This is a genomic window from Paraburkholderia sp. BR13444 (genome assembly GCF_040948755.1).
Classification (GTDB): domain Bacteria; phylum Pseudomonadota; class Gammaproteobacteria; order Burkholderiales; family Burkholderiaceae; genus Paraburkholderia; species Paraburkholderia youngii.
The window spans coordinates 150,079-173,001 of sequence record NZ_JBFPKM010000001.1 but is presented as its reverse complement, the minus strand read 5'-3'; the positions used below and the strand labels follow the sequence as shown (position 1 = coordinate 173,001).

Genomic DNA, 22,923 nt, shown 5'->3' with positions numbered 1-22,923 from the left:
CAGCGCGGCCGTCATCAGGTTCGTCTCGTGGATTTGTTGGTGTGGGTAATGCTTTTCTGAGTCGAAATGTAGGTGAAGAGAACTATGCGTCCAATCGCATGTGTGGCATGCCGGACATGTCGCGCGACTTATAACTTTTGCGCGACGGTCGCTCGCGCCAGCACTGCGCGCGTTTACACCTAGGGCATTCGAGCGGCCGCGAAACGCGCCGAACCCACTTCGGCGATCGCGTTGCAGGCACGCGGCGTGCAGCGCAATATCGCCGGAGCATCGGCGAAACGCCTGCAAGCCAGTCCGTGAAAGCCTGCCCGCGCGGCAGCGCAGGTTAAACTCTGGGCCGTACCCCATTCCAACCGCGGCGGCTCATCGCGCCCGTCCGCACCTGCCCGTGGAGTTTTTCCTGATGACTGGCGGTTTTCCGCGCCCCGCCGGGCGCCTGCCGATTGTCCCGTTTGGACCGCTTGGATCGCTTCGCCCGCTCGATTCGCCTGATTCGCTGGAGATGCTTCGACTGTTTCGCTGGCTATGCACCGTGGCCGCGCTGTTCGCGCTCGCCGCGCTGTCCGGTTGCAGCAGCCTGCTGTGGGGTACGCAGCAGGCGCCGATCGTCGACGCGCGGGTGATGCCGGTCGAGCCGGCGAGCCCGCCGGTCGCCGCGTCCGCGCCCGAGCCGGTCGAGACCGAGGCGAACGAGGGGCCCGAGGAGCCGAAGAAGCCGAAGAAGCCGGTCGTCAAGCCGCACAAGGTCGAACCGCCGCCGCCCGTCGTCGTGCCGGCTCCGCCGCCGCCGCCCCCGCCACCGCCACCGCTGATCGTGCTGCGCACGATCGAGCGCAGCGACGCGCGCGCGCTGCTCGACAGCCCGGTGCAGAAGCCCGACGGCAAGGTGGTCGGCCGCGCGATCGACATGACCACCGACGCGGCCGGCAAGCCGCGCGAGATGGTCGTCAATCTGCAGGGCTTCCTCGGCGTCGGAGATCGCAAGGTGAACTTTCCGTGGGGCACGTTCCACTTCACCCCGACCGCGAAGGGCGCGCCGATCACACTCACCGCGACAGCAGCGCCGGCCGCCGCGAACAAGACGAACGCGCTGGAGCTGGCGCTGCTCGATGCGACCGTCGAGCGCGCGAACGGCGCCAAGGTGGGCCGCGTGGTCGACGTGCTGATCGACGGCTACGCGCAGCCGCAGGCGGTCGTGCTCGACGTCGGCGGCATCGTCAGCACCGACCGGCGCACGATCGCCGCGAACTGGTCGGCGCTGCGCTTCGTCACGCGCGACAAGGAGCTGCATCCGCAGCTCGAGCTGAGCGATGCGCAGATCAACGCGACGCCGCCCTATGTGGCCGACAAGCCGATCCGCGCGGTGTCGCCCGCGCCGCCACCCGCCCCGCCTGCGCAGCCTGCCGCGAGCGCCGCGCCGGCGGCCTCGGCGCCGCCGGCCGCGTCGGCCGTCGCGGTTTCCAACGCACGGGCGGTCCGATGACGGTCCGCACTCAGGTCACGGCGCGAAGTCTGCGCGCGCTCGATTGGCTCAACTTCTTCGTCGCCAACGTGCAGACGGGCTTCGGGCCGTTCATCGCGTCTTATCTCGCGTCGCACAAGTGGACCCAGGGCGAGATCGGCATGGTGCTGTCGGTCGGCACGATCAGCGCGATGGTCAGCCAGGTGCCCGGCGGTGCCGCGGTCGACGCGCTGCGCAACAAGAAAGCGGCGGCCGCATGGGCGATCACCGCGATCATCCTGAGCGCGATGCTGCTCGCGATGAGCCCGACCCTGCTGCCGGTGATCGCCGCCGAGGTGTTCCACGGCTTCGCGAGCTGCATGCTGACGCCGGCGCTCGCGGCGATCTCGTTCGCGCTGGTGGGTCGCGCGAATCTCGGCGACCGGCTCGGCCGCAACGCGCGCTGGGCGTCGATCGGCAGCGCGGTCGCGGCGGGCCTGATGGGTCTGTTCGGCGAGTACTACTCGCCGCGCGCGGTGTTCTTTCTGACCGCCGGTCTCGCCGTTCCCGCGCTGATCGCGCTCTCTATGATCCAGCGCACCGACACCATCGAGCTGCCGCAAGCGCTGCCCACCCCTGAGCAGCTCGAGCGCCGCGAAAGCCTGCGCGAGCTGCTGCGCGACCGGCGCATGCTGCTGTTCGCCGCGTGCATCGTGCTGTTCCATCTGTCGAACGCGGCGATGCTGAACCTCGCAGCCGGCGAAGTGACGGCCGGCATGGGCGACAACGTGCAGCTCGTGATCGCGGCGTGCATCATCGTGCCGCAGGCGATCGTCGCGATTTTGTCGCCGTGGGTCGGACGCTCGGCCGAACGCTGGGGCCGCCGCCCGATCCTGCTGCTCGGCTTCTCCGCACTGCCGATCCGCGCGCTGCTGTTCGCGGGCATCAGCAGCCCTTATCTGCTGGTACCGGTGCAAATGCTCGACGGCTTGAGCGCCGCGGTATTCGGCGTGATGCTGCCGCTGATCGCCGCCGACGTCGCCGGCGACAAGGGCCGCTACAACCTGTGTATCGGCCTGTTCGGACTCGCGGCCGGCATCGGCGCGACGCTGAGCACGACGGCGGCGGGCTTCGTCGCCGATCGTTTCGGCAACATGGTGAGCTTCTTCTGCCTCGCGGCGGCCGGTGCCCTCGCGGTGCTGCTGGTGTGGGCGGCAATGCCCGAGACGCGCGTGGCGGCGGCTAGCAACGGCGATGGCAATGGCGCGGCGGTGCCCGGGCGTGGGAAGTCGGCGGCGCGGTGAGGCGCGTCAGGTGTATCAGTCGGGGCGTGAGCTGACCTGGGCGGCAAGGTTCATGGCTGTCCGGAACGTGACGAAACAAGGCTGCGGCTCCCCTTCTTGCAAACCTCACGGTTCCCCTCTGAAGGCTTCACTGCAAGGGGTACCGATGGCCTCTTCTCGACTGCTTCTCAGGGAAAGATCGGGGTCGTCGGCTCCGCACCTTCGAGATCGGCCTTCGGAAAATGATGCGCGACCATCTGCTCGATCTCCTGTTCGCGCGATCCAGGCACGTCGGCCATGATCAGGATCTGGCCGTCACGTATGGCGCCGCGAAAGCGCTCGAGTCGTGCGTTCGGTTCGTCGACGCCGATCATCGTGGCCGTCCAGGCCCCGAAGCCGGCACCTGTCAACGTCAATGCGACGACGGCTCCGCCCGCAATCGTGAGCCCCGCGGGAGGAAACACCAGTGCCACGAGGCCGAGCAGCGCGCCGGTCGCACCGCCGAGCGCCACGCCGCGTTCGAGCGAGTGCACGACGTCGCTGCTTTGCAGTAAGGATGCCTCGGGTAACTGTTCGAGTGCGACACTGTGATTCGCGAGGACATGGATATGTCGCCATGTGATCCGCGCCCGCAGCAAGTCGTCTACGATCGCCTTCGCCGTCGTCGTGTCAGGTACGAGGAAATAAAGACGTCTCATGTCGGCTCTCCATCAATCAAGGAGTCCCCCAACGGGTCGATGCTGATTATCGTACCCCTGCCGCGTGCCATCAGGAGGCGTAGGTGGCCTGGGAAATCGATGCAGGAGGCGGCCGTTTTGCATTGCATCGCAGCAAGCGACTCCTCCATTCATCCGCCCTATACATGGGGCGCACTTCCCCCTTGCGCAGCCTTGCACGATGCAAAGGAGAGGACTACCTTTCGTCTAAAGACGTGCCGGCGCGGACAGTACCGAAGTACGGCAAGGCGGCGCCGACGCCTGGAGCCTTTTGTTAGCGGCTGCCAGCGAGTGACGCGCAGCGAGGTGACCTATGTCGCTTGCGATTGCCCTGTTCCTGATCATCGTATTGGCGGTGGGGTTTCACTTTGCCAGCCCGTGGTGGACCACGCCGATCGCCTCAAACTGGGTGCGCATGGACGACATGCTGACGATCACGCTCGTCATTACCGGCGTGTTCTTCATCGCGATCAACCTGTTCATCGTGATCGCATTGCTGCGCTACCGCCACCGCAGGGGTCATCGCGCTGTTTACGAGCCGCATAACAGGCGCCTGGAATGGTGGCTGATCGGCCTGACCTCGGTAGGCGTGGCAGCGTTGCTGGCACCGGGACTCTTCGTCTACGCGGACTACATACGGCCGCCGCGCAACGTGCTGCAGATGGAAGTGTTCGCCCAGCAATGGCAATGGCGCTTCCGCTTTGCCGGCCCCGGTGGCAAGCTGGGCACGACGGACGTTCGCTACATCAGCAACGACAACCCCTTCGGCATGAACCCCGGCGACCCCAACGGCCGTGACAACTACCTGATCGAGACACCCGAGGTGCACCTGCCGTTGAACCGGCCCATTCAGGTCCTGACACGGTCGCGCGACGTGCTGCATGACTTCTACGTACCGCCGTTCCGCGCGCGCATGAACATAGTGCCCGGCATGGTGACCACCTTCTGGTTCACGCCGACCAAGGCCGGGCGTTACGACATCCTGTGCGCACAGCTTTGCGGTCTCGGGCACGCCAACATGCGCGGCGTGGTGGTAGTGGAAGACGAAGCATCGTTCGCGCGCTGGCTGACGCAGCAAAGCACGTTCGCGCAGCAGCAGGCCAGGGTGCAGGCCGCAGCCGCCGCTGCAGGCGGCGGCGCCCAGGCGCTCGCTAACCAGGGCAAGACGCTCGCAGAGGCCAAGGGCTGCTTCGCCTGCCATACCGTGGACGGCAGTCCGCGCGTGGGCCCCACGTGGAAGGGCCTGTACGGCAAGACCGAAACGATGGCCGACGGCAGCACCGCGAAGGTGGACGAAGCCTATCTGCGCGCCTTCATCCGCAACCCGACGGCCCGCGTCGTGAAGGGCTTCGCACCCATCATGCCGAAGTTCGACCTGAGCGAGCAGGAGCTGACCACGCTGGTGACCTACATCCAATCGCTAGGCGGCCCGGCCGCCACCAGCGCAGCCCAACCCTAGCGGAGCAGACGCAATGACCTACGCGCACCCCGAACACGGCCCGCAAAGCTTCTGGACCCGGTATGTCTGGAGCCAGGACCACAAGGTCATCGCCGTGCAGTACTCGCTGACGGCCATCGCCATCGGCCTCGTCGGCCTTGTCCTGTCGAACCTGATGCGCTTGCAGCTCGGCTTTCCGGGCAAGTTCAGCTTCATCGACGCCAACCACTACTACCAGTTCGTCACGATGCACGGGATGATCATGGTGATCTACCTGCTGACGGCGCTGTTTCTGGGCGGCTTCGGCAACTACCTGATCCCGCTGATGCTGGGCGCGCGCGACATGGTGTTCCCGTTTCTCAACATGCTGAGCTACTGGGTCTACCTGCTGGCCGTGCTGGTGCTGGTGTCGAGCTTCTTCGTGCCAGGCGGGCCGACCGGCGCGGGCTGGACGCTGTATCCACCCCAGGCGATCCTGCCGGGCACGCCGGGCGTGGAATGGGGCATCGTGTTGATGCTGGTGTCGCTGGCGATCTTCATCGTCGCGGCAACGATGGGCGGCTTGAATTACGTCACCACCACGCTGCAGGCGCGCACGCGCGGCATGACGCTCATGCGCATGCCGCTCACGGTGTGGGGCATCTTCGCGGCGACCATTCTGGCGCTGCTGGCGTTTCCGGCGCTGTTCGTGTCGGCGGTGATGATGCTGCTCGACAGGACACTCGGCACCAGCTTCTTCGTGCCGGCCGTGGTGTCGATGGGGCAGACGCTCAAGCATGCCGGCGGCAGCCCGCTGCTGTTCCAGCACCTGTTCTGGTTCTTCGGGCATCCGGAGGTCTACATCGTCGCGCTGCCGGCCTTTGGAATCGTGTCCGACCTCATCAGCACCCACGCGCGCAAGAACATCTTCGGCTACAGGATGATGGTGTGGGCCATCATCATCATCGGTGCGCTGAGCTTCGTGGTCTGGGCGCACCACATGTTCATCGCCGGCATGAATCCGTACTTCGGCTTCTTCTTTGCCACCACCACGCTCATCATCGCCGTGCCGACCGCCCTCAAGGTCTACAACTGGGTGCTGACGCTGTGGCGCGGCGATATCCACCTGACCGTGCCGATGCTGTTTGCCATCGGCTTCATCAGCACCTTCGTGCTGGGCGGGCTGACCGGGCTCTACCTCGGCAACGTGAGCGTGGACATTCCTCTGTCGAACACGTACTTCGTGGTCGCGCACTTCCATATGGTGATGGGCGTGTCGCCGATCCTGGTGGTGTTTGGCGGCATCTACCACTGGTATCCGAAGGTGACGGGCCGCATGCTCAACGACACGCTCGGGCGCGTGCACTTCTGGGTCACCTTCGTCGGCACCTATGCGATCTACTTCCCGATGCACTATCTCGGCATCCTGGGCATGCCGCGGCGTTATTACCAGTATGAGGGCTACAGCTTCATTCCGCATTCGGCGCAGACGCTCAACACGTTCATCACCATCGTTGCGCTGATCGTTGCGGCGGCGCAGTTGCTGTTCCTGTACAACCTGGTGTGGAGCCTCGTACGCGGCAAACGTGCCGACGGCAACCCGTGGCGAGCCACCACGCTGGAATGGCAGACGCCGCAAACACCGCCCGTGCACGGCAACTGGGGCGCCGTGCAGCCCGTCGTCTACCGCTGGGCGTACGAATACAGCCCGCCGGGGCGCGCGGAAGACTTCGTCCCGCAAAACCAGCCGCCCGAGACGGCGCCCGAACCGGCACCGGCCCACCCGACGCTGCAACCCGGCGAGGCAAGCGAATGACTACACTGCGCCGCTCCTTCGTTCCTGACGCGCCACCTGTCTTGCCGAATGCGAGCCGCATCGGCCTGATCATCTTCATGGCGGTGGCAACGACATTGTTTTCACTGCTGCTGCTCGCCTATGCGATGCGCATGCGCGAGCCCGACTGGCAGCCGATCCCGCATCCGGCTCTGCTGTGGTGGAACACCGGCGCGCTGGTGCTGGCAAGCATCGCCATGCAGCGCGCCCGGCGGATTACCATGCACCGCGCGGCGTGGCTGCTGTTCGGCGGTGTGCTCGCGGCCGTGTTCGTGATCGGACAACTGAGCGCGTGGCGCATGCTGTCGGCGGCGGGGCAGACTGTCACCGTCAATCCTTCCAATAGCTTCCTCTACCTGCTCACCGGCCTGCACGGGTTGCATGTGCTGGGCGGGCTGGTGGCCTGGGCCGTGACGATCGCGCGTCTCCAGCGTGGGAACCCGTTCCGGACCCAGCGTGCCATCGCGCTGTGCGCCATCTACTGGCATTTCCTGCTGGCTGTCTGGCTCGTGCTGCTGGCGGCGATGTGGTGGATCACCCCTGGGTTCGTCGCCGCCATCTGCGGGCCGCTGAATGGAGCTGCGCCATGACCACGCCCACGCTCCCGACCGAATCCGCTGTCACCCCGCCCCCCGACGCCGGGCCTGACGGCTGGCGCGGCATCGTCACCGACTGGTCGGCCGACCGCCAGGCCTTCAAGGTGCCGTGGGGCAAGGCGATGATGTGGATCTTCCTGCTGTCGGACACCTTCATCTTCAGCAGTTTCCTGATCGGCTACATGACGGTGCGCATGTCGACCACCGTGCCGTGGCCCGACCCTTCCAAGGTGTTCGGGCTCACTATCTTCGGCGTGGATGTGCCCTTGCTGCTGATCGCCATCATGACGTTCGTCCTGATCAGCAGCAGCGGCACCATGGCGATGGCTGTCAACTTTGGCTACCGGCGCAACGCCAGGCGAGCCGCCCAACTGTTGCTGGCGACCGCGCTGCTGGGCGCGACCTTCGTGTCGATGCAGGCCTTCGAATGGACCAAGCTGATCGTCCATGAAGGTATCCGCCCCTGGGGTAACCCGCTGGGCGCGGCGCAGTTTGGCGCGTGCTTTTTCATGATCACCGGGTTCCACGGCTTTCACGTGAGTTGCGGCGTGATCTACCTGCTGCTGATAAGACGCAAGATCCTGCAGCCGGGGTTCACCGAGCACGGCAACTTCCAGATCGTGGAGATTGCCGGCTTGTACTGGCACTTCGTCGACCTGGTGTGGGTGTTCATCTTTGCGCTGTTCTATTTGTGGTGAGGCAGACCATGGACCACACCGATCTCGCCCATCGACCCGACGCCGCGCACGGCCAGCAGCATCCGATCGGCATTTACCTGAAGATCTGGGGCCTGCTGTTCGTACTGAGCACGTTGTCGTACATGGTGGATTACTTCCACGTGCAGGGCCTGCTGCGCTGGACGCTGATCATCGTGCTGATGATTGCCAAGGCTGGGCTGATCGTGTCGATTTTCATGCACATGATGTGGGAGCGGCTGGCGCTGGTGTACGCGATCCTGATACCGCCTCTGTGCCTACTGGTGCTGCTGGTGCTGATGGCTGCCGAAGCGCATCACACCTTCGGCATGCGCGAACTCTTCTTCCATTGATCTCTGCTGAGTCAGTCCGACATTAGATGTTTCGATCAAGTCGTTCAGCACGGAAACAATGTTCGAAACCATTCAATACTTCCATCGGTTTCGTCAAGCATGGAATCCGCCGCCGGATACTTGCACGCATCAGCGGGGTTCATTCAGCACGGGGGGTGCCTGGAACGCACCGCTCCAAATACAAAACGGCCCGACAAATGCCGGGCCGTTCATGTTTCCTCGCTCGCTGAAAACTTCGGCGAAAAACACCTTCGAATCAGGCGTGCTTCTCACTGAATTCGCTGAGCGGCACAGGCTGCTTGAGCGGATCGAAGTCGGCCCACCGCCCTTGTTGCCAGTTGCCGGTCGCGCGTTCGATCGCCGCGCCTCCCGCATCCCGCAGCACCCGTGCGGCGTCCAACTGGTTGTCCGGCGACACGTGTACGGCCACCAGCACGCCGGAACCACGGATTTCTTCGTCGCTGGCTTCCTGCGTGCGCATCATCGCGCCGACCAATGCACCGACATACGCACTCACCCCGGCTGCGATCAGCGACACGATGAGCGGTGCCGAAAACACCGCGAAGATCCCGACGCCGAGCACGGCGCCAACCGCTGCGCCAATCGTGACGCCTATCTCGGCACCCTTCGGCGCCTCTCTCGCGTTTGCGTCGGTGCTGGTACCACCGCCGGGCTGAAAACGTGCGTGCTGGCCGGGCGGATTGACGAAAAACAGGGTGACGTCCTCCTCGACGAAACCGGCATTGAAGAGCCGTTGCACCGCGTCTTCAGCGGCGGGGAATGTCGTAAAGCGTGCTGCGACGATGAGTGACATGTGGCCTCCTTCCATCATTGACTAGCGGTAGCAGACTATGCCGCCCCACCTCACCCGTGCCGAGGCAAAGGTGCACGCGGTGGCACGCACCGGGACTACGCCATGGTGCCGCGATCGGGTTCCATTCCGTCCACTCTGAACAGTCCGCTATGTAACATTACGCCTTTGCCGCCGTTCTGGTTGATCACTTTCGCGCACACCGAACGGATACGCTTGCGGCCGTTGCCGAAAGCAGACATCAAGGCATTTGATCCTCCACTGCGAGTTAAAAGATTAATTATCGATCCGCTGAAACGACTGCACGCGACATGGTCGCCAGAACGAAGATCATTCCTCGGACTGACGATAGTCACGCGGCGCTATCAATCTTGCGACACAGAGAACTAGAATGAATTATCCGAATCAATCGGGAGAAAAATCGTGCAACTTCACATGGGTTCCCATCAATTCACACACGGCCAGCCCGACTGGCGGGCAGCCGTGCTGGCAGGCGTCATCGCGGGGGCTGTGTTCCTGGCGTTAGGAGTTGTCCTGATGGCAGTGATGACGGGCGGAAGTCTGCTGGAGCCCCCACGCATGGTCGCCGCGATCATGCTGGGACGAGGTGCATTGCAATCGCCGCAATCATTCTCAATTGGCATCGTGCTCGCGGCCTTTGTGGTGCATTTTGGCCTTGCCATCGTATTGGCGCTAATCCTCGGTCTGATCATGACGTCATTCAAGCTTGACTCGAGCATGGGAATGGCTTCACTGGCGGGTGGCGCTTTCGCTGTAGTCGTTTACCTGATCAATTTCTACGGCATGACACAGTTTTTTCCGTGGTTTGCAGAAGCGCGCAACGGCGCGAGCCTCTTCGTTCACATCGTCTTCGGTATCTGCGTCGCGAACCTGTACATGAGACTGGAGCGCAACAGGGTCAGGGCGGACGCGGGCGGCCCGTCGTAGTACGGTCGTAATTCGTATTGACACCGCGGTGCAAATGACAAAAGAGGCGCGATCGAAATAATCACGCCTCTTTTTTACAGCCGACCGCAGTCCCCGTCACGTCAATCGATCGCCCTGCCCGCGGTCTCGCGCATGAACGGCAGCGGCAGCAACGACACGACGCCGCAGCCGATCAGGTACCACGCCGGCGCGAGATTGCTGCCCGAAATCTGGATCAGCCAAGTCGCGAAGAACTGCGCGAAGCCGCCGAAAATCGACACGCCGAGGCAGTACACGATCGACATGCCGGTCGCGCGAATTGCGCGCGGAAACAGCTCGGGCAGCATCACGATGTTCGGCACCGCGGTGAACGTGACGAGCAGCGCAAGGCCCGCGACCACCGCGAGCAGTACCGGCACCGTCGGCGAAGCATTGATCGTCATGAACGCCGGATAGACGGCGAAAATCAGCAACACGCGCGATACCCACAGCACGCGCTTGCGGCCGACCCGATCGGACAGCGCGCCCGCGAACGGTGAGCAGATCACCGTGACCACCGCGCCGGTCCACGTGGCCCACAGCGCGGTCGCCATCGGCAGATGCAGGATGCGGATCGCGTAGGTCGACAGATAGAACAGCACGATGTAGTTCGCCGCGGTGCCGCCGATCGTCGTCAGCACGCCGGTCGTGATCGAGCGTGCGTGGTCGCGGAACAGGTCGCGGACCGGCAGCGACGGAGTTTGCGCCACGGGCTGCGCACCCATTTCACCAGCCGCTGCCGCGCCATCTTCGATACCCGGCAGCGTCTCGTCGAGATGCCGCCGGATGTAGATGCCGATCGGCCCCATCGCCATGCCGATCACGAACGGCACGCGCCAGCCCCAGCTTTCGAGCGCGGCCGGCGACAGCGTCGCGGCCAGCGCGACGCCGAGCAGCGACCCCACCACCGTGTTCATCCCCTGGCTCACGAACTGCCAGCTGCCGTAAAAACCGCGCGTGCGATCGCTGCCGTATTCGAGCAGCAGCGCCGTCGATGCGCCCACCTCGCCGCCCAGCGCAAAGCCCTGGATCAGCCGCGCGAGAATCACGAGCAGCGGCGCCGCGACGCCGATCGCCGCATAGGTCGGCGCGAACGCGATGATCGCCGAACCGAGCGTCATCAGCCACAGCGTCAGGCTCATTGCGGCCTTGCGTCCGGCGCAGTCCGCGTAGCCGCCCAGCACGATGCCGCCCACCGGCCGCATGATGAAGCCGACGCCGAACGTGCCGACCGCGAGCATCAGTTGCGCGAGTTGTCCCTCGACCGGGAAATACAGCTTGCCGATGATCGTCGCGAAGAAGCTGTAGATCGTGAAATCGAAAAACTCGAGGCCGTTGCCGAGCGTGATCGCGGCGATCGCCTTTGCGTGGCCGACGCGCTTTTGAGGTTCATCGGCGAGGCGCGACGCATCGAGCGCATTGAGTCCGTTGGCGCTCGCGGGCCGCGGTGTGGCGGAATAGTCCATTTGTGTCTCCATCGTTATCCTTGTGCTGCCAGGGCAACGCGCTCGCGCGCCGCCGCGTCAAACGAGGAACGTCTGCGCGAGCTTGACCCAGTAGGCCGCGCCGGTCGCGAGGCATGCGTCGTTGAAGTCGTAGCCGGGGTTGTGGACCATGCAGCCGCCCTCGCCGTCACCGTTGCCGATGATCAGATAGCTGCCCGCGCAGCGTTCGAGCAGGAACGCGAAGTCCTCGCTGCCGGTCAGCGGCTGCATGTCGCGAATCAGCCCGTCTTCGCCGAGCCAATCGAGCGCAACCTGGCGCGCGAGCGCGGTCATGACCGCATCGTTGACGAGCACCGGGTAGCGGCGCTGATAGTCGACCTCGGCGCGCGCGCCGAATACGGCCGCCTGGCCGGTCGCGACCTCGGTGATGCGCTGTTGCAGATGGTCGCGGACCTCGGGCCGCAGCGCGCGCACCGACAGGCGCATCTCGGAGGTTTCGGGAATCACGTTCGGCGCTTCGCCGGCGTGAATCGCGCCGACCGTGATGATCGACATATCGAGCGGCGCGATGTTGCGCGACACGATGGACTGCAGCGCAAGCACGATCTGCGCGCACACGACGACCGGATCGACCGCCTTGTGCGGCACCGCGCCATGACCGCCGCGGCCGATCACCTTGATGATCACCGTATCCGACGACGCCATGAACGATCCCGGCATGAAGCCCAGCTTGCCAGTGGGAAAGCCCGGCATGTTGTGCATCGCGAACACGGCGTCGCAGGGAAACCGCTCGAACAGGCCGTCGTCGAGCATTTTCTTCGCGCCGGCGAGCCCTTCCTCGGCCGGCTGGAAGATCAGATTCAGCGTGCCGTCGAAACTCTTTTCATGCGCCAGATACCTGGCGGCGGCGAGCAGCATCGCCGTGTGGCCGTCGTGACCGCATGCGTGCATTTTGCCGGGCCGCTTGCTCGCGTATGGCAGGCCGGTGGTTTCGTGGATTGGCAGCGCGTCCATGTCGGCGCGCAGGCCGAGCCGGCGCGTGCCGTTGCCGAGCTTCAGTTGACCGACCACGCCCGTTTGCCCCAAGCCGCGATGCACGGTATAGCCCCACTCCCGCAGGCGTTCGGCGACCAGATCACCGGTCGCGAACTCCTCGTAGGCGAGCTCCGGATGCGCGTGGATGCTGTGTCGCAGCGCGACCATTTCCTGTTCGATTTCGGCGATGCCCGCCGGAATGACCATCGTGTTCATGCCGTCTGTCTCCATGTCAGCGTGAACCGAGCATAGCCGCGCCGAATTTCGGGAGGCAGGCGTAGAATCGTTGCGGGTGCCAACCACTGGTTGCCCCCTTTCATACTCCCGATTCGCATGAAACTGCATCAGCTCAATACCTTGGCCGCGATCGCGGATACCGGAAGTATCCGGGCTGCCGCCCGCTCGCTGGGGCTGTCGCCGGCCGCCGTGACCAAGGCGATGCGCGAACTCGAAGCCGACCTGCACGCGCCGCTGATCGTGCGCAGCGCGAGCGGCGTCGCGTTCACCGAGTTCGGCCGCGCGCTCGTCGTGCATGCGCGGCTCGTGCTCGGCCAGTTGCAGCGCGCGCAAGCCGAGATCGAGGCATTGCGCGGAGCCGCGGCCGGCAAGCTGTCGATCGGCGTCACGCCGTGGGTCGCGCTGACCTTTCTGCCGCCCGCCGTGCGGCGTTTTCGCGAACGGATGCCGGACGTGCAGCTGGAATTTTTCGAAGGCCTGCTCGCGGTCGTGCAGCCGCGTCTGCGCGACGGCAGCCTGGATTTTTCGATCGGTCGGCCGCCGCCCGCGTCGCCGCAGTCGGAGTTTCAGAACGCGCCGCTCTTTTCGACGCACGCGGCGGTGGTCGCGCGGCGCGACCATCCGAAGGCCGGATGCCGCACGCTGCTCGACCTTCAAAACGAGGAATGGATCCTCAACTGGGACCCGGCGAGCCGCGAGTCGATGTCGAACAATCTGTTCGTCAAGCGCGGCATGCGGGTGCCGCACACGATCGTGCTCGCGCATTCGCTCGCGATCGTGCTAGGCCTGCTCGCGCACACGGACATGGTCAGCATCTTTCCGTGGCCGCTCGTCGAGGCGATACGCGCGAAGGAAAACCTGTGGGCGCTGCCGCTGCGCGAAACGCTCGACGAAACCATCATCAGCATCACGTCGCGGCGCGGTGCGCCGACGAGCCCGGCGGCCGCCTGCTTTCTCGACTGCCTGCGCGAGACGATCGACGAAGGCGCGCGCTCGCAGAACCCCGAACAGCGCAGGCTGTTTCATTCCATCGAACTGATGCTGTAGCGCTCGGAGCGTTCCTGCATGAGTCTTCGCTGGGTCGTCAATCGAGAAACTCGCCGGCCCGCTTCCTGAGCATCGCGCTGAAATCGTCGAGCCAGCCGATCGACAGCCGCCAGCTCTGCCAGTACAGATCGACGTCGATATGCTTGCCCGGCGCGACCTCGACCAGTTCGCCGCGCTGCAGATGCCCGGCGACCATCCGCTCCGGGCACATGCCCCAGCCGAGGCTCATCACGCACGCGCGCATAAAGCCGGCGACGTGCGGAATCCAGTGCAGCGGCGGATCGATCTCCGCGCGTGTGATGCGCCGCATGAAGCGCTTTTGCAGCTGATCCTTGGGGTTGAAGTCGACGCACGGTGTGCGCCGCAGGCTGTCGCGCGTGACGCCGTCGGCGAAATAACGCGCAAAAAACGCCGGTGAGCACACCGCGAGGTATCGCATGCGGCCGAGGCGCGTCGAGCGGCAGCCCTGCACCGGTTCGGCCTGCGTCGTGATCGCGCCCTGCACGCTGCCGTCGCGGATGCGCTGCGCGGTGTAGTCCTGGTCGTCGATCACGAGGTCGAGCAGCATCTCGCGTTCGACGCAGAACGGCGCGACCGCGTCGATGAACCAGGTGCCGACGCTGTCGTCATTGACGGCGACGCGCAGCGCCGGCCACTGCTCGACGAGCGCGCCGGGCAGTGTCGGCAGGCGGCCGTTCAGCTCCGCTTCGAGCAATTGCACGCGCTCGGTGTGGCGGCACAGCAGCGCGCCCGAGGTCGTCGCGACGCACGGCTGACCGCGCTTCACCAGCACGCTGCCGACGCGCTCCTCGAGCAGCTTGACCCGCTGCGACACCGCGGACGCAGTGATATTCAGCTCGCTTGCAGCACGGTCGAACGAGCCGTGGCGGACCACGGCGGCCAGCGCATCGAGCAAGGCGTAGTCGAGCATTAGCGTTCCTTAATCGGCATTAAGTAAATTAGGTTCTCTTATGTGACGCAATCACGCAGACTAGCGCGGCTGGAATATCCCGTCTATCCCTACTGCTTCCATTTTTCGGACCGTTTATGAACTGGCTGTCTTTCTCCCACGGCGCGGCGCTGTGCGCATCACTGATCGTGACGATCGGCGCGCAGAATGCGTTCGTCCTGCGGCAGGGCATCATGCGCTCGCACGTCGGCAAGATCGTGCTGTTGTGCACGTTATCGGATTTCATTCTGATCGGCGCAGGCGTCGGCGGCGCCGCGGTGCTGATGGAGCGCTACCCGCGCTTCGTGCACGCGATGCTCTACGTCGGGCTCGCGTATCTGGCCTGGTTCGGCATCAGCGCGCTGCGCCGCGCGGTACGGCCGGGACACGCGGTGCTCGACGGTTCGAGCGGCGCATCCGCCGATCAAGCCCCGCCCACGCAACGCGCGCTGCCGATCATCCTGATGACGCTCGCGTTCACGTGGCTCAATCCGCACGTCTATCTGGACACGTTTCTGTTGATCGGCACGGCCGGCGCGCGTGAGCCGCAAGGCGCGCGGGTCGCCTTCGCGCTCGGCGCGATGACGGTCAGCGCGGTGTGGTTCGTCGCGCTCGGCTATGGCGCGCGCATGCTGGCGCCGCTGTTTCGCCGCGCGACTGCGTGGCGTGTGCTGGATGGCGCGATCGGCAGCATGGTGTTGCTGCTGGCGGTTACGCAGTTGCGTTGAGCGTTCGACGCGGGCCTTATTCCACGCCCGATTCTTGCCGCGCATCTTGCGTGGCCCGCGCTTCGGCTTCGTCGCGCGGCACGAGGTTCATCAGCCGCGCGAGCACCGGCCACTTCAGCAGCGACTGCTCGTAAGCTTCCTTCGCCTGAGCATCGAAATAGCGGCCCACCTCGACCTCCGGCAGACGCAGCGCGAGGCCGCTGATATCGTCGACGGGCCAGCCGCCGCGCGCGGCGTTTTTCGACGTATTGCGCGCGTTCGTCATTTGCCGTCCACCCACACGCCGTCCGGCGTCTTCACCACATAGCCGGACGCGGCCTTCATCGTCACCGTCCCCTCGTTTTCGCCGACCATCTGCGTTTGCGGCAGATTCGTCGCGTACTGCGACAGACTCACACCCGGCTTGAACGGGCTGTTCGACACCAGATTCGAGAGCAGCTGCGCGAGCGCGAGGAAGCTCGACGGATCGTCGATCACCGTGGTCGGCCCATGATTGCCCTGGAAGCCGACCACGCGCACGCCGACCGGCCCGTGCACGATGCGCGGCGTCGGAATCTCGCGCAGGCCCGCGACCTGGTTGGTGTCGCCGCGCAGCGCCGCGCCGTGCTCGGGCACGAACACGATCACCGCGCGCCGCCCCGACGATGCGATCAGATCGGCGAAGCGATCGAAGTCGCTCATCAGCTTGTTCACGCGCAGCGGATACGAATCGATACTCGTCAGGCTGCTATTCGGCAGCCGGTTGCCGTCGTGCAGGCTGATCGTGTTGTAGTACAGCGCGACCGGCCCCGCGATGCTCGCGCGCTGCGCGTACCACGCGGCGAGCGTCTCGTAGTCGTCGCGAATCGGCGAGCCGTCGAACGCATGCATCGCGACCGGCACGCTCGTGTTCGGAATCAGCGGCACGTTCGGCACGCCGGCGTTGTCGTGGACCAGTTCCAGGAAATTGTCGAAGTGGCCGTCGTGGTTCAGCATCGTCTGCGGCGTGTAGCCGGCCTGCGCGAGATCGGCGAGCAGATAGCACTGCTGCGGCGCGTTCTTGTACAGGTCCGCGTGCGCCTGCTGGCCGCAGCTCGCGCGCAGCACGCGAATCGCGGCCGGCCCGCTATAGCTCGCCGCGGTGCTGAAGTTCGTGAACAGATAGTCGAAGCGGGACAGCAGCGGATGATTGCGCGCCTTCGCGACATCGAGGTCGTCCCACGACAGCGAGCAGATGTGCAGCACGATCACGTCGAACTGCGCGTTCGGATCGGCGGCCAGATGGCCGAAGCTGACCTGCCGTTGCGACTCCTGCGTGCGGAACGCGGCGAGCGCAGCGTTATGGTCGAGCGGCTGCGCGGCGAGCGGGTTGTTCGCTCCATTCGGGCCGGCATTCGCGGCTGCGTTCGCCGACGCGCCACGCAGTTGCGCGAGCACCACGCCGCCCTCATGCCACAGCGGAATCGCGACCAGCGCGATCAGCACGAAGGTCGCGACGCGCACCCAGCGATTCACGATCAGATAGCCGACGAGCGCGCCGAGCGCGGCGAGCAGCAGCATCGGCGGCAGGAAGCGCTGCGCCAGTTCGAGCCAGTAGCCGTAGCTGAACGTGGTCAGATTGCCGAACTCCTCGGTCAGACGAGAGAACGGCGGCACGTTCGCCTCGTGGTACATCAGCGGCACGCCGAGCGCGAGACCGACCAGGTTGCGCACGATGCGCAGCGCGCGCCGGCGCAGCGTCGAAGTCACGACGAGCGCGAGCGCGAAGCCGAGATTCGCGAGCCACAGCGGCTGCAGATGGCCGCCCGCGAACAGGTACAGCTTGAGGATGAAGTACAGGTTCCACAAAGTCATCGACAGGTTCTCTCTTTGGCCTGCGCGCGCCACGATGCGCGCAGGCTGTATCAATAGCGGGTGCGGTCGAGCGCGAGCAGTGTCTCGCAGGCACGCGCGAGCCCGCCCCACAGTCGCGAATAGCCTTCGACGCCCATCGCGAGCACTTCCTTCAAACCAAGCAGCGGCGCGTCCTCGCTCGTTTGCTCATGCCAGTCGAGCCACGCGTCGGCGCGGCCGAACGTGCATTGCACGAGCTGCCGTTGCTGTTCGAGCGTGAGACCGTCGAAGCGCACGCCGAGGTGCCGGCCGACGCAGCGGCTCACGTGCACCGGAAAATGGAACTGGCGATCGCCGCGGCTCAGGCACACCCCGAGGCTGTCGCCCGGCGCGAGGTTCAAACCCGGCTCGACATCGAGACCGAGGCCGCCGGTCGAATAGTCGCTGGTCGTGCAGGCGAGCGTCGAGCCGTCCGCGAGCAGCAGAGTCGCCGCCGCGCGCATCGCGATGCGATGCGTGACGCGCACCTGCTTCGCCTCGCGCGCAACGCTCGAGGCCGCGCCGAGCATCACGAGGTTGTAGAGGGTCCAGAACACGTTCATCAAAATCGTCGCCGTTTCGCCGCTCTGCCCGAACATCAGCCGGTACACGCCGGCCGCGAGCGCGCCGCTGTTCAGTGCGAGCAGCACCAGATACGGCTTCGACGTCGACCAGTCGAAGTAGCCCTCGCTGATGCGCCCGCCCTTGTCGGTCACGTTGAACTTGCCGTGCTTCGGGCTGAAGAACGCGATGGTGGTCGGCAGCACGATGTACCACGCGAGCACCGACTCGTAGACTTCGGCCCAGAACGAGTGACGGTACTTGCCCTGCATGCGCGAGTTCGCGAGGTTCGCGAGCACGATGTACGGCAGCACGAATCCGGCGATCGTCGTCGCCGATGCGTTGATGAAGTACATCTGGAAGAACAGGTACGCCATCGGCATCGTCAGGAACACGAGCCGCGGCACGCCGTAGAAGAAATGCAGCATCGCGTTGCCGTAGCAGAGCCGCTGGAAAAAGCCCAGCCCGCGGCCGATGAACGGATTGTCGATGCGAAAGATCTGCGCCATGCCGCGCGCCCAGCGGGTGCGCTGCTGGATATGGCTCGCGAGGCTCTCGGTCGCGAGACCGGCGGCCTGCACGGTCGGCAGATAGGCAGTCGTGTAGCCGCGCCGGTGCAGCTTGAGCGCGGTGTGCGCGTCTTCGGTGACGGTCTCCACCGCGATGCCGCCCACTTCTTCGAGCGCATCGCGTTTGAGGATCGCGCACGAGCCGCAAAAAAACGACGCGTTCCACAGATCGTTGCCCGACTGCACGAGCCCGTAGAACAGATTGCCCTCGTTCGGCACGCGGCGGAACGTGCCGAGGTTGCGCTCGAACGGGTCCGGCGAAAAGAAGTGATGCGGCGTCTGCACCATCGCGCAGCGTGCGTCGCGCAGGAACGTGCCCATCGTCGTTTGCAGGAACGAGCGCGTCGGCACGTGATCGCAATCGAAGATCGCGACGTACTCGCCCTGCGTGCGGGCGAGCGCGCTATTGATGTTACCGGCTTTCGCGTGACGGTTGTCGTCGCGGGTCAGATAGCCGATGCCGCAGGCCTGCGCGAAGGCTCTGAATTCCTCGCGGCGGCCATCGTCGAGCAGATAGACGCGCAGCTTGTCGGCGGGCCAGTCGATGCCTTGCGCGGCGAACACGGTGGGCCGCACGACGGCCAGGGGCTCGTTATAAGTCGGGATGTAGATATCGACGCTCGGCCAGCTCGAGGTGTCGGTGGGCAGCGCCGCGACCGCGCGCTTCAGCGGCCACGCGGTCTGCACGAAACCGAGCAGCAGAATCACCCATGTATACGCTTCCGCGCCGAACAGCAGATAACCGAGAATCGCCTCCCCCGGCGTCTGGAACGACAGCGTCTGGGTGACGCGCCACCACACGTAGCGCACCATCGCGAGCATCGCGAGCGTCGTCAGGATCAGCACCGGCATGCGGCCCGGAAAGCGTCGCACGATCAGCGCGATGAATACGAGCACGGCGAAGAACTCGAACTGACCGTCGGACTGCAGCGGCGACGTGCCGATCACCGCCCACAAACCGATACCCGCGACAACCATCAACGGCAGCAGCCAGCGAACATGGCCGACGCGCTGCGTCGCGTCTTCGAGCCGCGTGCCCCAGCGCTGCCACGGCAAGCTCGCCAGCAGCGCGTCGACGCGCTCGCGCCCGCGCCGCCCGAGCAGCCAGAGCGGCACGAGCCAACGGTCGATCCAAGCGGCCAGCGCCCGCACTGTCGCCGCCGCACTTCGTGACGACGAACGCGGCGCGCGCACGAACGCGCGCCACAGCCATGCGCGCAGTCGATGCGGTTCGAGCACGCCCCATTGCAGCGCGAAATGCAGCACGGCCGCGCGCATCCAGCGGCGCGCGTAATCGGATTTGCCCGGCGCGGGCGGCTGGAAGAACAGCCGCACGAACCAGTCGAGCGGCGTGCGAGTCGCGGGCACGCCAAGGCCGCGCGCGACCCAGTCGAGCGCTCGCGTACGCAACGAACGCGTTTCCCGTTCGCTCATGACCCGCCGTCCCGCCGATCGAGCGGCGCCGCGGCCTCGGTGAGCCACGCATCGAGCCAATTCGCGAGCCCCTGCAGATCGTGCGACGCCTGCGAATGCGGGGCGTCGTCGAACAGCCACGTGCCGCGCGCGAACGACTCGGGCAACGCGACATCGAGATGCACGCGCTGCGCGAGCGGCAGCTTGTCGCCGAGCGCCGCGCCGAGCATCGCCAGCACGTCGCGCTGCATGTCGCGCGCGGGGTTCAGCCGGTTCACGATGATGCGCAACTGCGCGCATGTATCGCGCAGCGCCGCGAGCCGCGCGACCAGCGTCGCGCAGGCGGCCGGTTCGGGCGGGGTCACGCACAGCGCGAGGTCCGCGCAACGCAGCGCGTGCTCGGCCTGCTGCGACGGATAGCGCGCGGTGTCGATCAGCACGACGCCATCGCGCGGCAGATCGAGCTGGGCGAGCGCGTCGGCGAGCCAGCGCGGCTCGGCGGCGAGGCGTGCGTCGCACTGCGTGCTTTGCGCGGTGGACACCGCGCCGTACGGCACGAACAGCACGCCGTCCGCGTTGCGCCACGTGTGGGCATGCCATGCGGTGTCCGCATCGAGCAGCGCCTGCGACAGACCGGTCGCCGCGAGACCATCGATGCCGAGCTGCGCGCCGAGCATGTTCTGCGGATCGAAGTCGAGCGCGACGACCTGGCGGCCACGGCGCGCGAGCAATACCGCGAGTACGGCGGTCAAGGTGGTGCGGCCGGTGCCGCCCGCGGTCGAGACGACGGCGATCGTTTTCATCGCGCCACCTCGTCCTGGGTCGTATCGAGCGCGGGCAGCAGACGCGCGCGCAGCGCGACCGGCTCGATCTCGCACGGCACCGCGTCGCGCGGATCGAAGCCGCGCATGGCCGCAAGAGCGCGCCGCGCGCCAACGCGCTGCCAGACGATCCACACCGGCAGCGCGACGACCATGCCGGCCACGAAACACATCAGAACCAGTTCGATCATTCGATGCTCCTCGCGCGCACCGGCATCGCGCTGGGTTCGGCGCGACGACGCGGTGGCATGGGGTGGGGTCGGCGGCGCTCAGTCGCGAGCGGCTTCGCTTCGGCTGATCCGGCAGGCCGGGTTGGCGCAGACGTTGGCGCGGCATCGACTTCGAGCTCGGCACGCGCATGAACCAACGCCACTTCCACTTGCGCGAGTTGCACGGCGGCCACGTGCGCCGCTTCGCCCGCGGCTTCGTGCGACGCTGCGGCGAGCGGTGAGCTCAAAGGCGCGCCATCACGCATCGACGCCGCGAACATATCGCTGTAATCGGCGATCCGGTTGCGCCGGTTGGCCGCGTCCAGCGCGTCGAGTTCGGCGCCGATGCTCTGCTCCGCCAGGTGCACGAGCGAATCGGCGAGCTGTTCGACCGGCACATCGATGATCCGCGCCAGCGCGGCGTCCGCATCGGCGAGCCGGCAGGCGAACAGGAACACGTACAGATGCGACGCGTCGACGGTCAGCACGTCGCCCGCGCGGCGCGGCACACAGTGCTTCAGCGCATCGACGTGCGCGCATTGCGGCAGCAGCGTCAGCTTCACGAGCACATGCGGCAGTTGCAGCACGCCGCTGCGTGCGAGCACGAGGCGCACGCGCTCGCAGAACGCGCCGGCCGGCAGATAGCCGCGCACGTCGTCGCTCAACGCGGCGCTCAATGCGCTGCGGTAGTCGGCGGCGACCGGCCGCGTATGGAGTTGCCCCTGCAGCGACTGCAGCAGCGACTGCATGCGCGAGAACGGCAGGTCGCGGCCGAGCACGAGGTTCGCGCCGAGCGTCAGCACGAGCAGCTCGTATTGATGGCGCAGCACTTCGCCCCGCTCGACGACGACGATCTTCAGCGCGCGCCCGGCCTGGCGGCGCAGCGCATGAACCGTCGCGCACAACGCATCGAGCTGCGCGCCGCCCGCGTAATCGAGCACCACGGTCGCGGCCTGCGCATGGGCGCACGCGCTCAGCACCGCGGCCTGATCGGCGCACACTTCCCAATGCGGCGGCAGCCACGCCTCGTGACCTCGCACCACCGCGCGGCTCACGACGACCCGCTGCTCGTCGCGCGCGAGCAGGCGTTCGCCGCGCACGACGCTGCTGGCCAGCGCATCGGGCGCGACGCTGAGGTGGCCGCTGTCGGTAAAGCGCAGCGAGCGGACTTCGCCCGTCACCAGCGTGCGATCCGCGCGCCAGAAGTCGGCATGCCACAGCAGCTCGCCGTGCGTGCGCTCCATCCGTGCGACGCCCGCGCATGCCGCATGGAACGCGTTGCGGCGTGATGCATCGATGACGCCATCCGGCGCGCCGCGTGTATCGAGTGAATCGTCTTCGCCATTTCCATCGACGCCGAGCAGCAGCACCAGCGTGATACGCCGTGCCGCGCACCAGTTCGCGAGCATGCGGCCTTCGTGCGCGAGCGCGGCGGCGTCGTGCCAGTTGAACCAGCGTTCGGCGCCTTCGATGAAATACAGTGAGCCTGCACGAAAACCGAAGCGCTTCAGCGCGCGCAGACCGCCGAACAGTTTGCCGTGCGTCGCGGCGCTGTCGGCTTGCTGCTCCGACTCTTGCGCATCATCGACGGCCGGCATCGCCAGCACGTTCAGATTGCGCGGCCAGCCCGCGGCCGGCGCGTTGGCGCTAAAGCCCAGCTCGCGCAAACGCTGGGCAACGGCCGCGCGTTCACGCGCGAGCACGACCGTCACGTCGCGGGTGAGCGCGGTGCGCGCGCTTTCCCAAATCAGCGTGTCGCCCCCCGGCGTGCGCGGCGCCGCGTAGATCGCATACAGCTTGCCCGCTTCGAGCGCGGCCCATTCGCCCGGCAAGGCCTCGATCGCGAGACGGCCGACCTGCCGTGCGCGACGCTGCGCACCGGTGCCGCCGAACATGCGCAGCCAGCGTCGCATGAAAGTGCGCCCAGGAGTTTGGGTTGGATTCGA

At 66.0% G+C, this 22,923-nt stretch carries 21 protein-coding genes; 10 read left to right on the top strand and 11 right to left on the bottom strand.

Features of this window, described 5'->3' with window-relative positions; translation table 11 throughout:
• Window positions 1-502 precede the first annotated feature (502 nt).
• A complete protein-coding gene (locus AB3X95_RS00765; protein WP_184225558.1) occupies window positions 503-1,483 on the top strand; it encodes a PRC-barrel domain-containing protein in 981 nt (326 codons plus the stop codon).
• On the top strand, window positions 1,480-2,745 hold the full coding sequence (locus AB3X95_RS00760) for an MFS transporter (protein ID WP_176368809.1): 1,266 nt from the start codon (window positions 1,480-1,482) through the stop codon (window positions 2,743-2,745). The genes AB3X95_RS00765 and AB3X95_RS00760 overlap by 4 nt, the downstream gene beginning before the upstream one ends.
• A 167-nt stretch (window positions 2,746-2,912) precedes the next feature.
• On the opposite strand, the gene AB3X95_RS00755 is transcribed toward AB3X95_RS00760, so the two are convergent.
• Window positions 2,913-3,422 (bottom strand): hypothetical protein, encoded by a 510-nt coding sequence (locus AB3X95_RS00755; RefSeq protein ID WP_013089052.1) that lies wholly within the window; start codon window positions 3,420-3,422, stop codon window positions 2,913-2,915.
• Between the two features lie 331 nt (window positions 3,423-3,753).
• On the opposite strand from AB3X95_RS00755, the gene AB3X95_RS00750 reads away from it, so the two are divergent.
• The 5 genes from AB3X95_RS00750 to AB3X95_RS00730 are packed head-to-tail and all read left to right on the top strand — an operon-like array spanning window position 3,754 to window position 8,335.
• A complete protein-coding gene (locus AB3X95_RS00750) occupies window positions 3,754-4,899 on the top strand; it encodes a c-type cytochrome (protein ID WP_176123385.1) in 1,146 nt (381 codons plus the stop codon).
• Window positions 4,900-4,912: 13 nt separating this feature from the next.
• Window positions 4,913-6,673: a cytochrome c oxidase subunit I gene (gene ctaD, locus AB3X95_RS00745; RefSeq protein WP_176108994.1), complete on the top strand. Its 1,761-nt coding sequence runs from the start codon at window positions 4,913-4,915 to the stop codon at window positions 6,671-6,673.
• On the top strand, window positions 6,670-7,281 hold the full coding sequence (locus tag AB3X95_RS00740) for a cytochrome c oxidase subunit 3 (protein WP_176123386.1): 612 nt from the start codon (window positions 6,670-6,672) through the stop codon (window positions 7,279-7,281). The genes ctaD and AB3X95_RS00740 overlap by 4 nt, the downstream gene beginning before the upstream one ends.
• Complete coding sequence (locus AB3X95_RS00735; protein ID WP_176123387.1) at window positions 7,278-7,985, top strand: heme-copper oxidase subunit III family protein; 708 nt, start codon at window positions 7,278-7,280, stop codon at window positions 7,983-7,985. The genes AB3X95_RS00740 and AB3X95_RS00735 overlap by 4 nt, the downstream gene beginning before the upstream one ends.
• Window positions 7,986-7,993: 8 nt before the next feature.
• Window positions 7,994-8,335, top strand: coding sequence for a cytochrome C oxidase subunit IV family protein (locus AB3X95_RS00730; protein ID WP_013089047.1), 342 nt, complete (start codon window positions 7,994-7,996; stop codon window positions 8,333-8,335).
• A gap of 256 nt (window positions 8,336-8,591) precedes the next feature.
• Here AB3X95_RS00730 and AB3X95_RS00725 read toward each other — a convergent pair whose 3' ends face one another.
• Window positions 8,592-9,149, bottom strand: coding sequence for a glycine zipper domain-containing protein (locus AB3X95_RS00725; RefSeq protein WP_176378067.1), 558 nt, complete (start codon window positions 9,147-9,149; stop codon window positions 8,592-8,594).
• Between the two features lie 420 nt (window positions 9,150-9,569).
• Here AB3X95_RS00725 and AB3X95_RS00720 point away from each other — a divergent pair, with 420 nt between their 5' ends.
• Window positions 9,570-10,094: a hypothetical protein gene (locus tag AB3X95_RS00720; RefSeq protein WP_176123389.1), complete on the top strand. Its 525-nt coding sequence runs from the start codon at window positions 9,570-9,572 to the stop codon at window positions 10,092-10,094.
• 101 nt (window positions 10,095-10,195) lie between these two features.
• Here AB3X95_RS00720 and AB3X95_RS00715 read toward each other — a convergent pair whose 3' ends face one another.
• Together AB3X95_RS00715 and AB3X95_RS00710 are read right to left on the bottom strand one after the other, a co-directional pair.
• Window positions 10,196-11,578 carry an MFS transporter gene (locus AB3X95_RS00715; RefSeq protein WP_368620437.1) on the bottom strand — a complete coding sequence of 461 codons (1,383 nt, stop codon included), beginning with the start codon at window positions 11,576-11,578 and terminating at the stop codon, window positions 10,196-10,198.
• A gap of 57 nt (window positions 11,579-11,635) precedes the next feature.
• Window positions 11,636-12,808, bottom strand: a complete 1,173-nt coding sequence (locus AB3X95_RS00710; RefSeq protein ID WP_368620436.1) for a M20 aminoacylase family protein — start codon at window positions 12,806-12,808, stop codon at window positions 11,636-11,638.
• A 117-nt stretch (window positions 12,809-12,925) separates the two neighbouring features.
• Here AB3X95_RS00710 and AB3X95_RS00705 point away from each other — a divergent pair, with 117 nt between their 5' ends.
• Window positions 12,926-13,876 (top strand): LysR family transcriptional regulator, encoded by a 951-nt coding sequence (locus AB3X95_RS00705; protein WP_176123392.1) that lies wholly within the window; start codon window positions 12,926-12,928, stop codon window positions 13,874-13,876.
• Window positions 13,877-13,913: 37 nt separating this feature from the next.
• On the opposite strand, the gene AB3X95_RS00700 is transcribed toward AB3X95_RS00705, so the two are convergent.
• Entirely contained in the window at window positions 13,914-14,807 is an 894-nt protein-coding gene (locus tag AB3X95_RS00700) for a LysR family transcriptional regulator ArgP (RefSeq protein WP_176109003.1), read from the bottom strand.
• A 116-nt stretch (window positions 14,808-14,923) separates the two neighbouring features.
• On the opposite strand from AB3X95_RS00700, the gene AB3X95_RS00695 reads away from it, so the two are divergent.
• Window positions 14,924-15,553 carry a LysE/ArgO family amino acid transporter gene (locus AB3X95_RS00695; protein ID WP_018432355.1) on the top strand — a complete coding sequence of 210 codons (630 nt, stop codon included), beginning with the start codon at window positions 14,924-14,926 and terminating at the stop codon, window positions 15,551-15,553.
• A gap of 16 nt (window positions 15,554-15,569) precedes the next feature.
• Here the strand turns inward: AB3X95_RS00695 and AB3X95_RS00690 are convergent, their stop codons facing one another.
• Genes AB3X95_RS00690 through bcsE form a run of 6 tightly spaced genes read right to left on the bottom strand, consistent with a single transcriptional unit; the run spans window position 15,570 to window position 22,890 of the window.
• The gene (locus AB3X95_RS00690; protein ID WP_184225554.1) at window positions 15,570-15,818 is read right to left on the bottom strand and encodes a hypothetical protein; all 249 of its coding nucleotides are present in this window, start codon (window positions 15,816-15,818) and stop codon (window positions 15,570-15,572) included.
• A complete protein-coding gene (bcsG, locus tag AB3X95_RS00685; RefSeq protein ID WP_368620435.1) occupies window positions 15,815-17,386 on the bottom strand; it encodes a cellulose biosynthesis protein BcsG in 1,572 nt (523 codons plus the stop codon). Before bcsG ends, AB3X95_RS00690 begins: the two co-directional genes overlap by 4 nt.
• Before the next feature lie 50 nt (window positions 17,387-17,436).
• The gene (gene bcsA / locus AB3X95_RS00680; protein WP_368620434.1) at window positions 17,437-19,968 is read right to left on the bottom strand and encodes a UDP-forming cellulose synthase catalytic subunit; all 2,532 of its coding nucleotides are present in this window, start codon (window positions 19,966-19,968) and stop codon (window positions 17,437-17,439) included.
• Window positions 19,965-20,750 (bottom strand): cellulose biosynthesis protein BcsQ, encoded by a 786-nt coding sequence (gene bcsQ, locus AB3X95_RS00675; RefSeq protein ID WP_368620433.1) that lies wholly within the window; start codon window positions 20,748-20,750, stop codon window positions 19,965-19,967. Before bcsQ ends, bcsA begins: the two co-directional genes overlap by 4 nt.
• Window positions 20,747-20,959: a hypothetical protein gene (locus AB3X95_RS00670; RefSeq protein ID WP_176123397.1), complete on the bottom strand. Its 213-nt coding sequence runs from the start codon at window positions 20,957-20,959 to the stop codon at window positions 20,747-20,749. The genes bcsQ and AB3X95_RS00670 overlap by 4 nt, the downstream gene beginning before the upstream one ends.
• The gene (bcsE, locus tag AB3X95_RS00665; RefSeq protein ID WP_368620432.1) at window positions 20,956-22,890 is read right to left on the bottom strand and encodes a cellulose biosynthesis protein BcsE; all 1,935 of its coding nucleotides are present in this window, start codon (window positions 22,888-22,890) and stop codon (window positions 20,956-20,958) included. Before bcsE ends, AB3X95_RS00670 begins: the two co-directional genes overlap by 4 nt.
• Window positions 22,891-22,923: the final 33 nt, after the last annotated feature.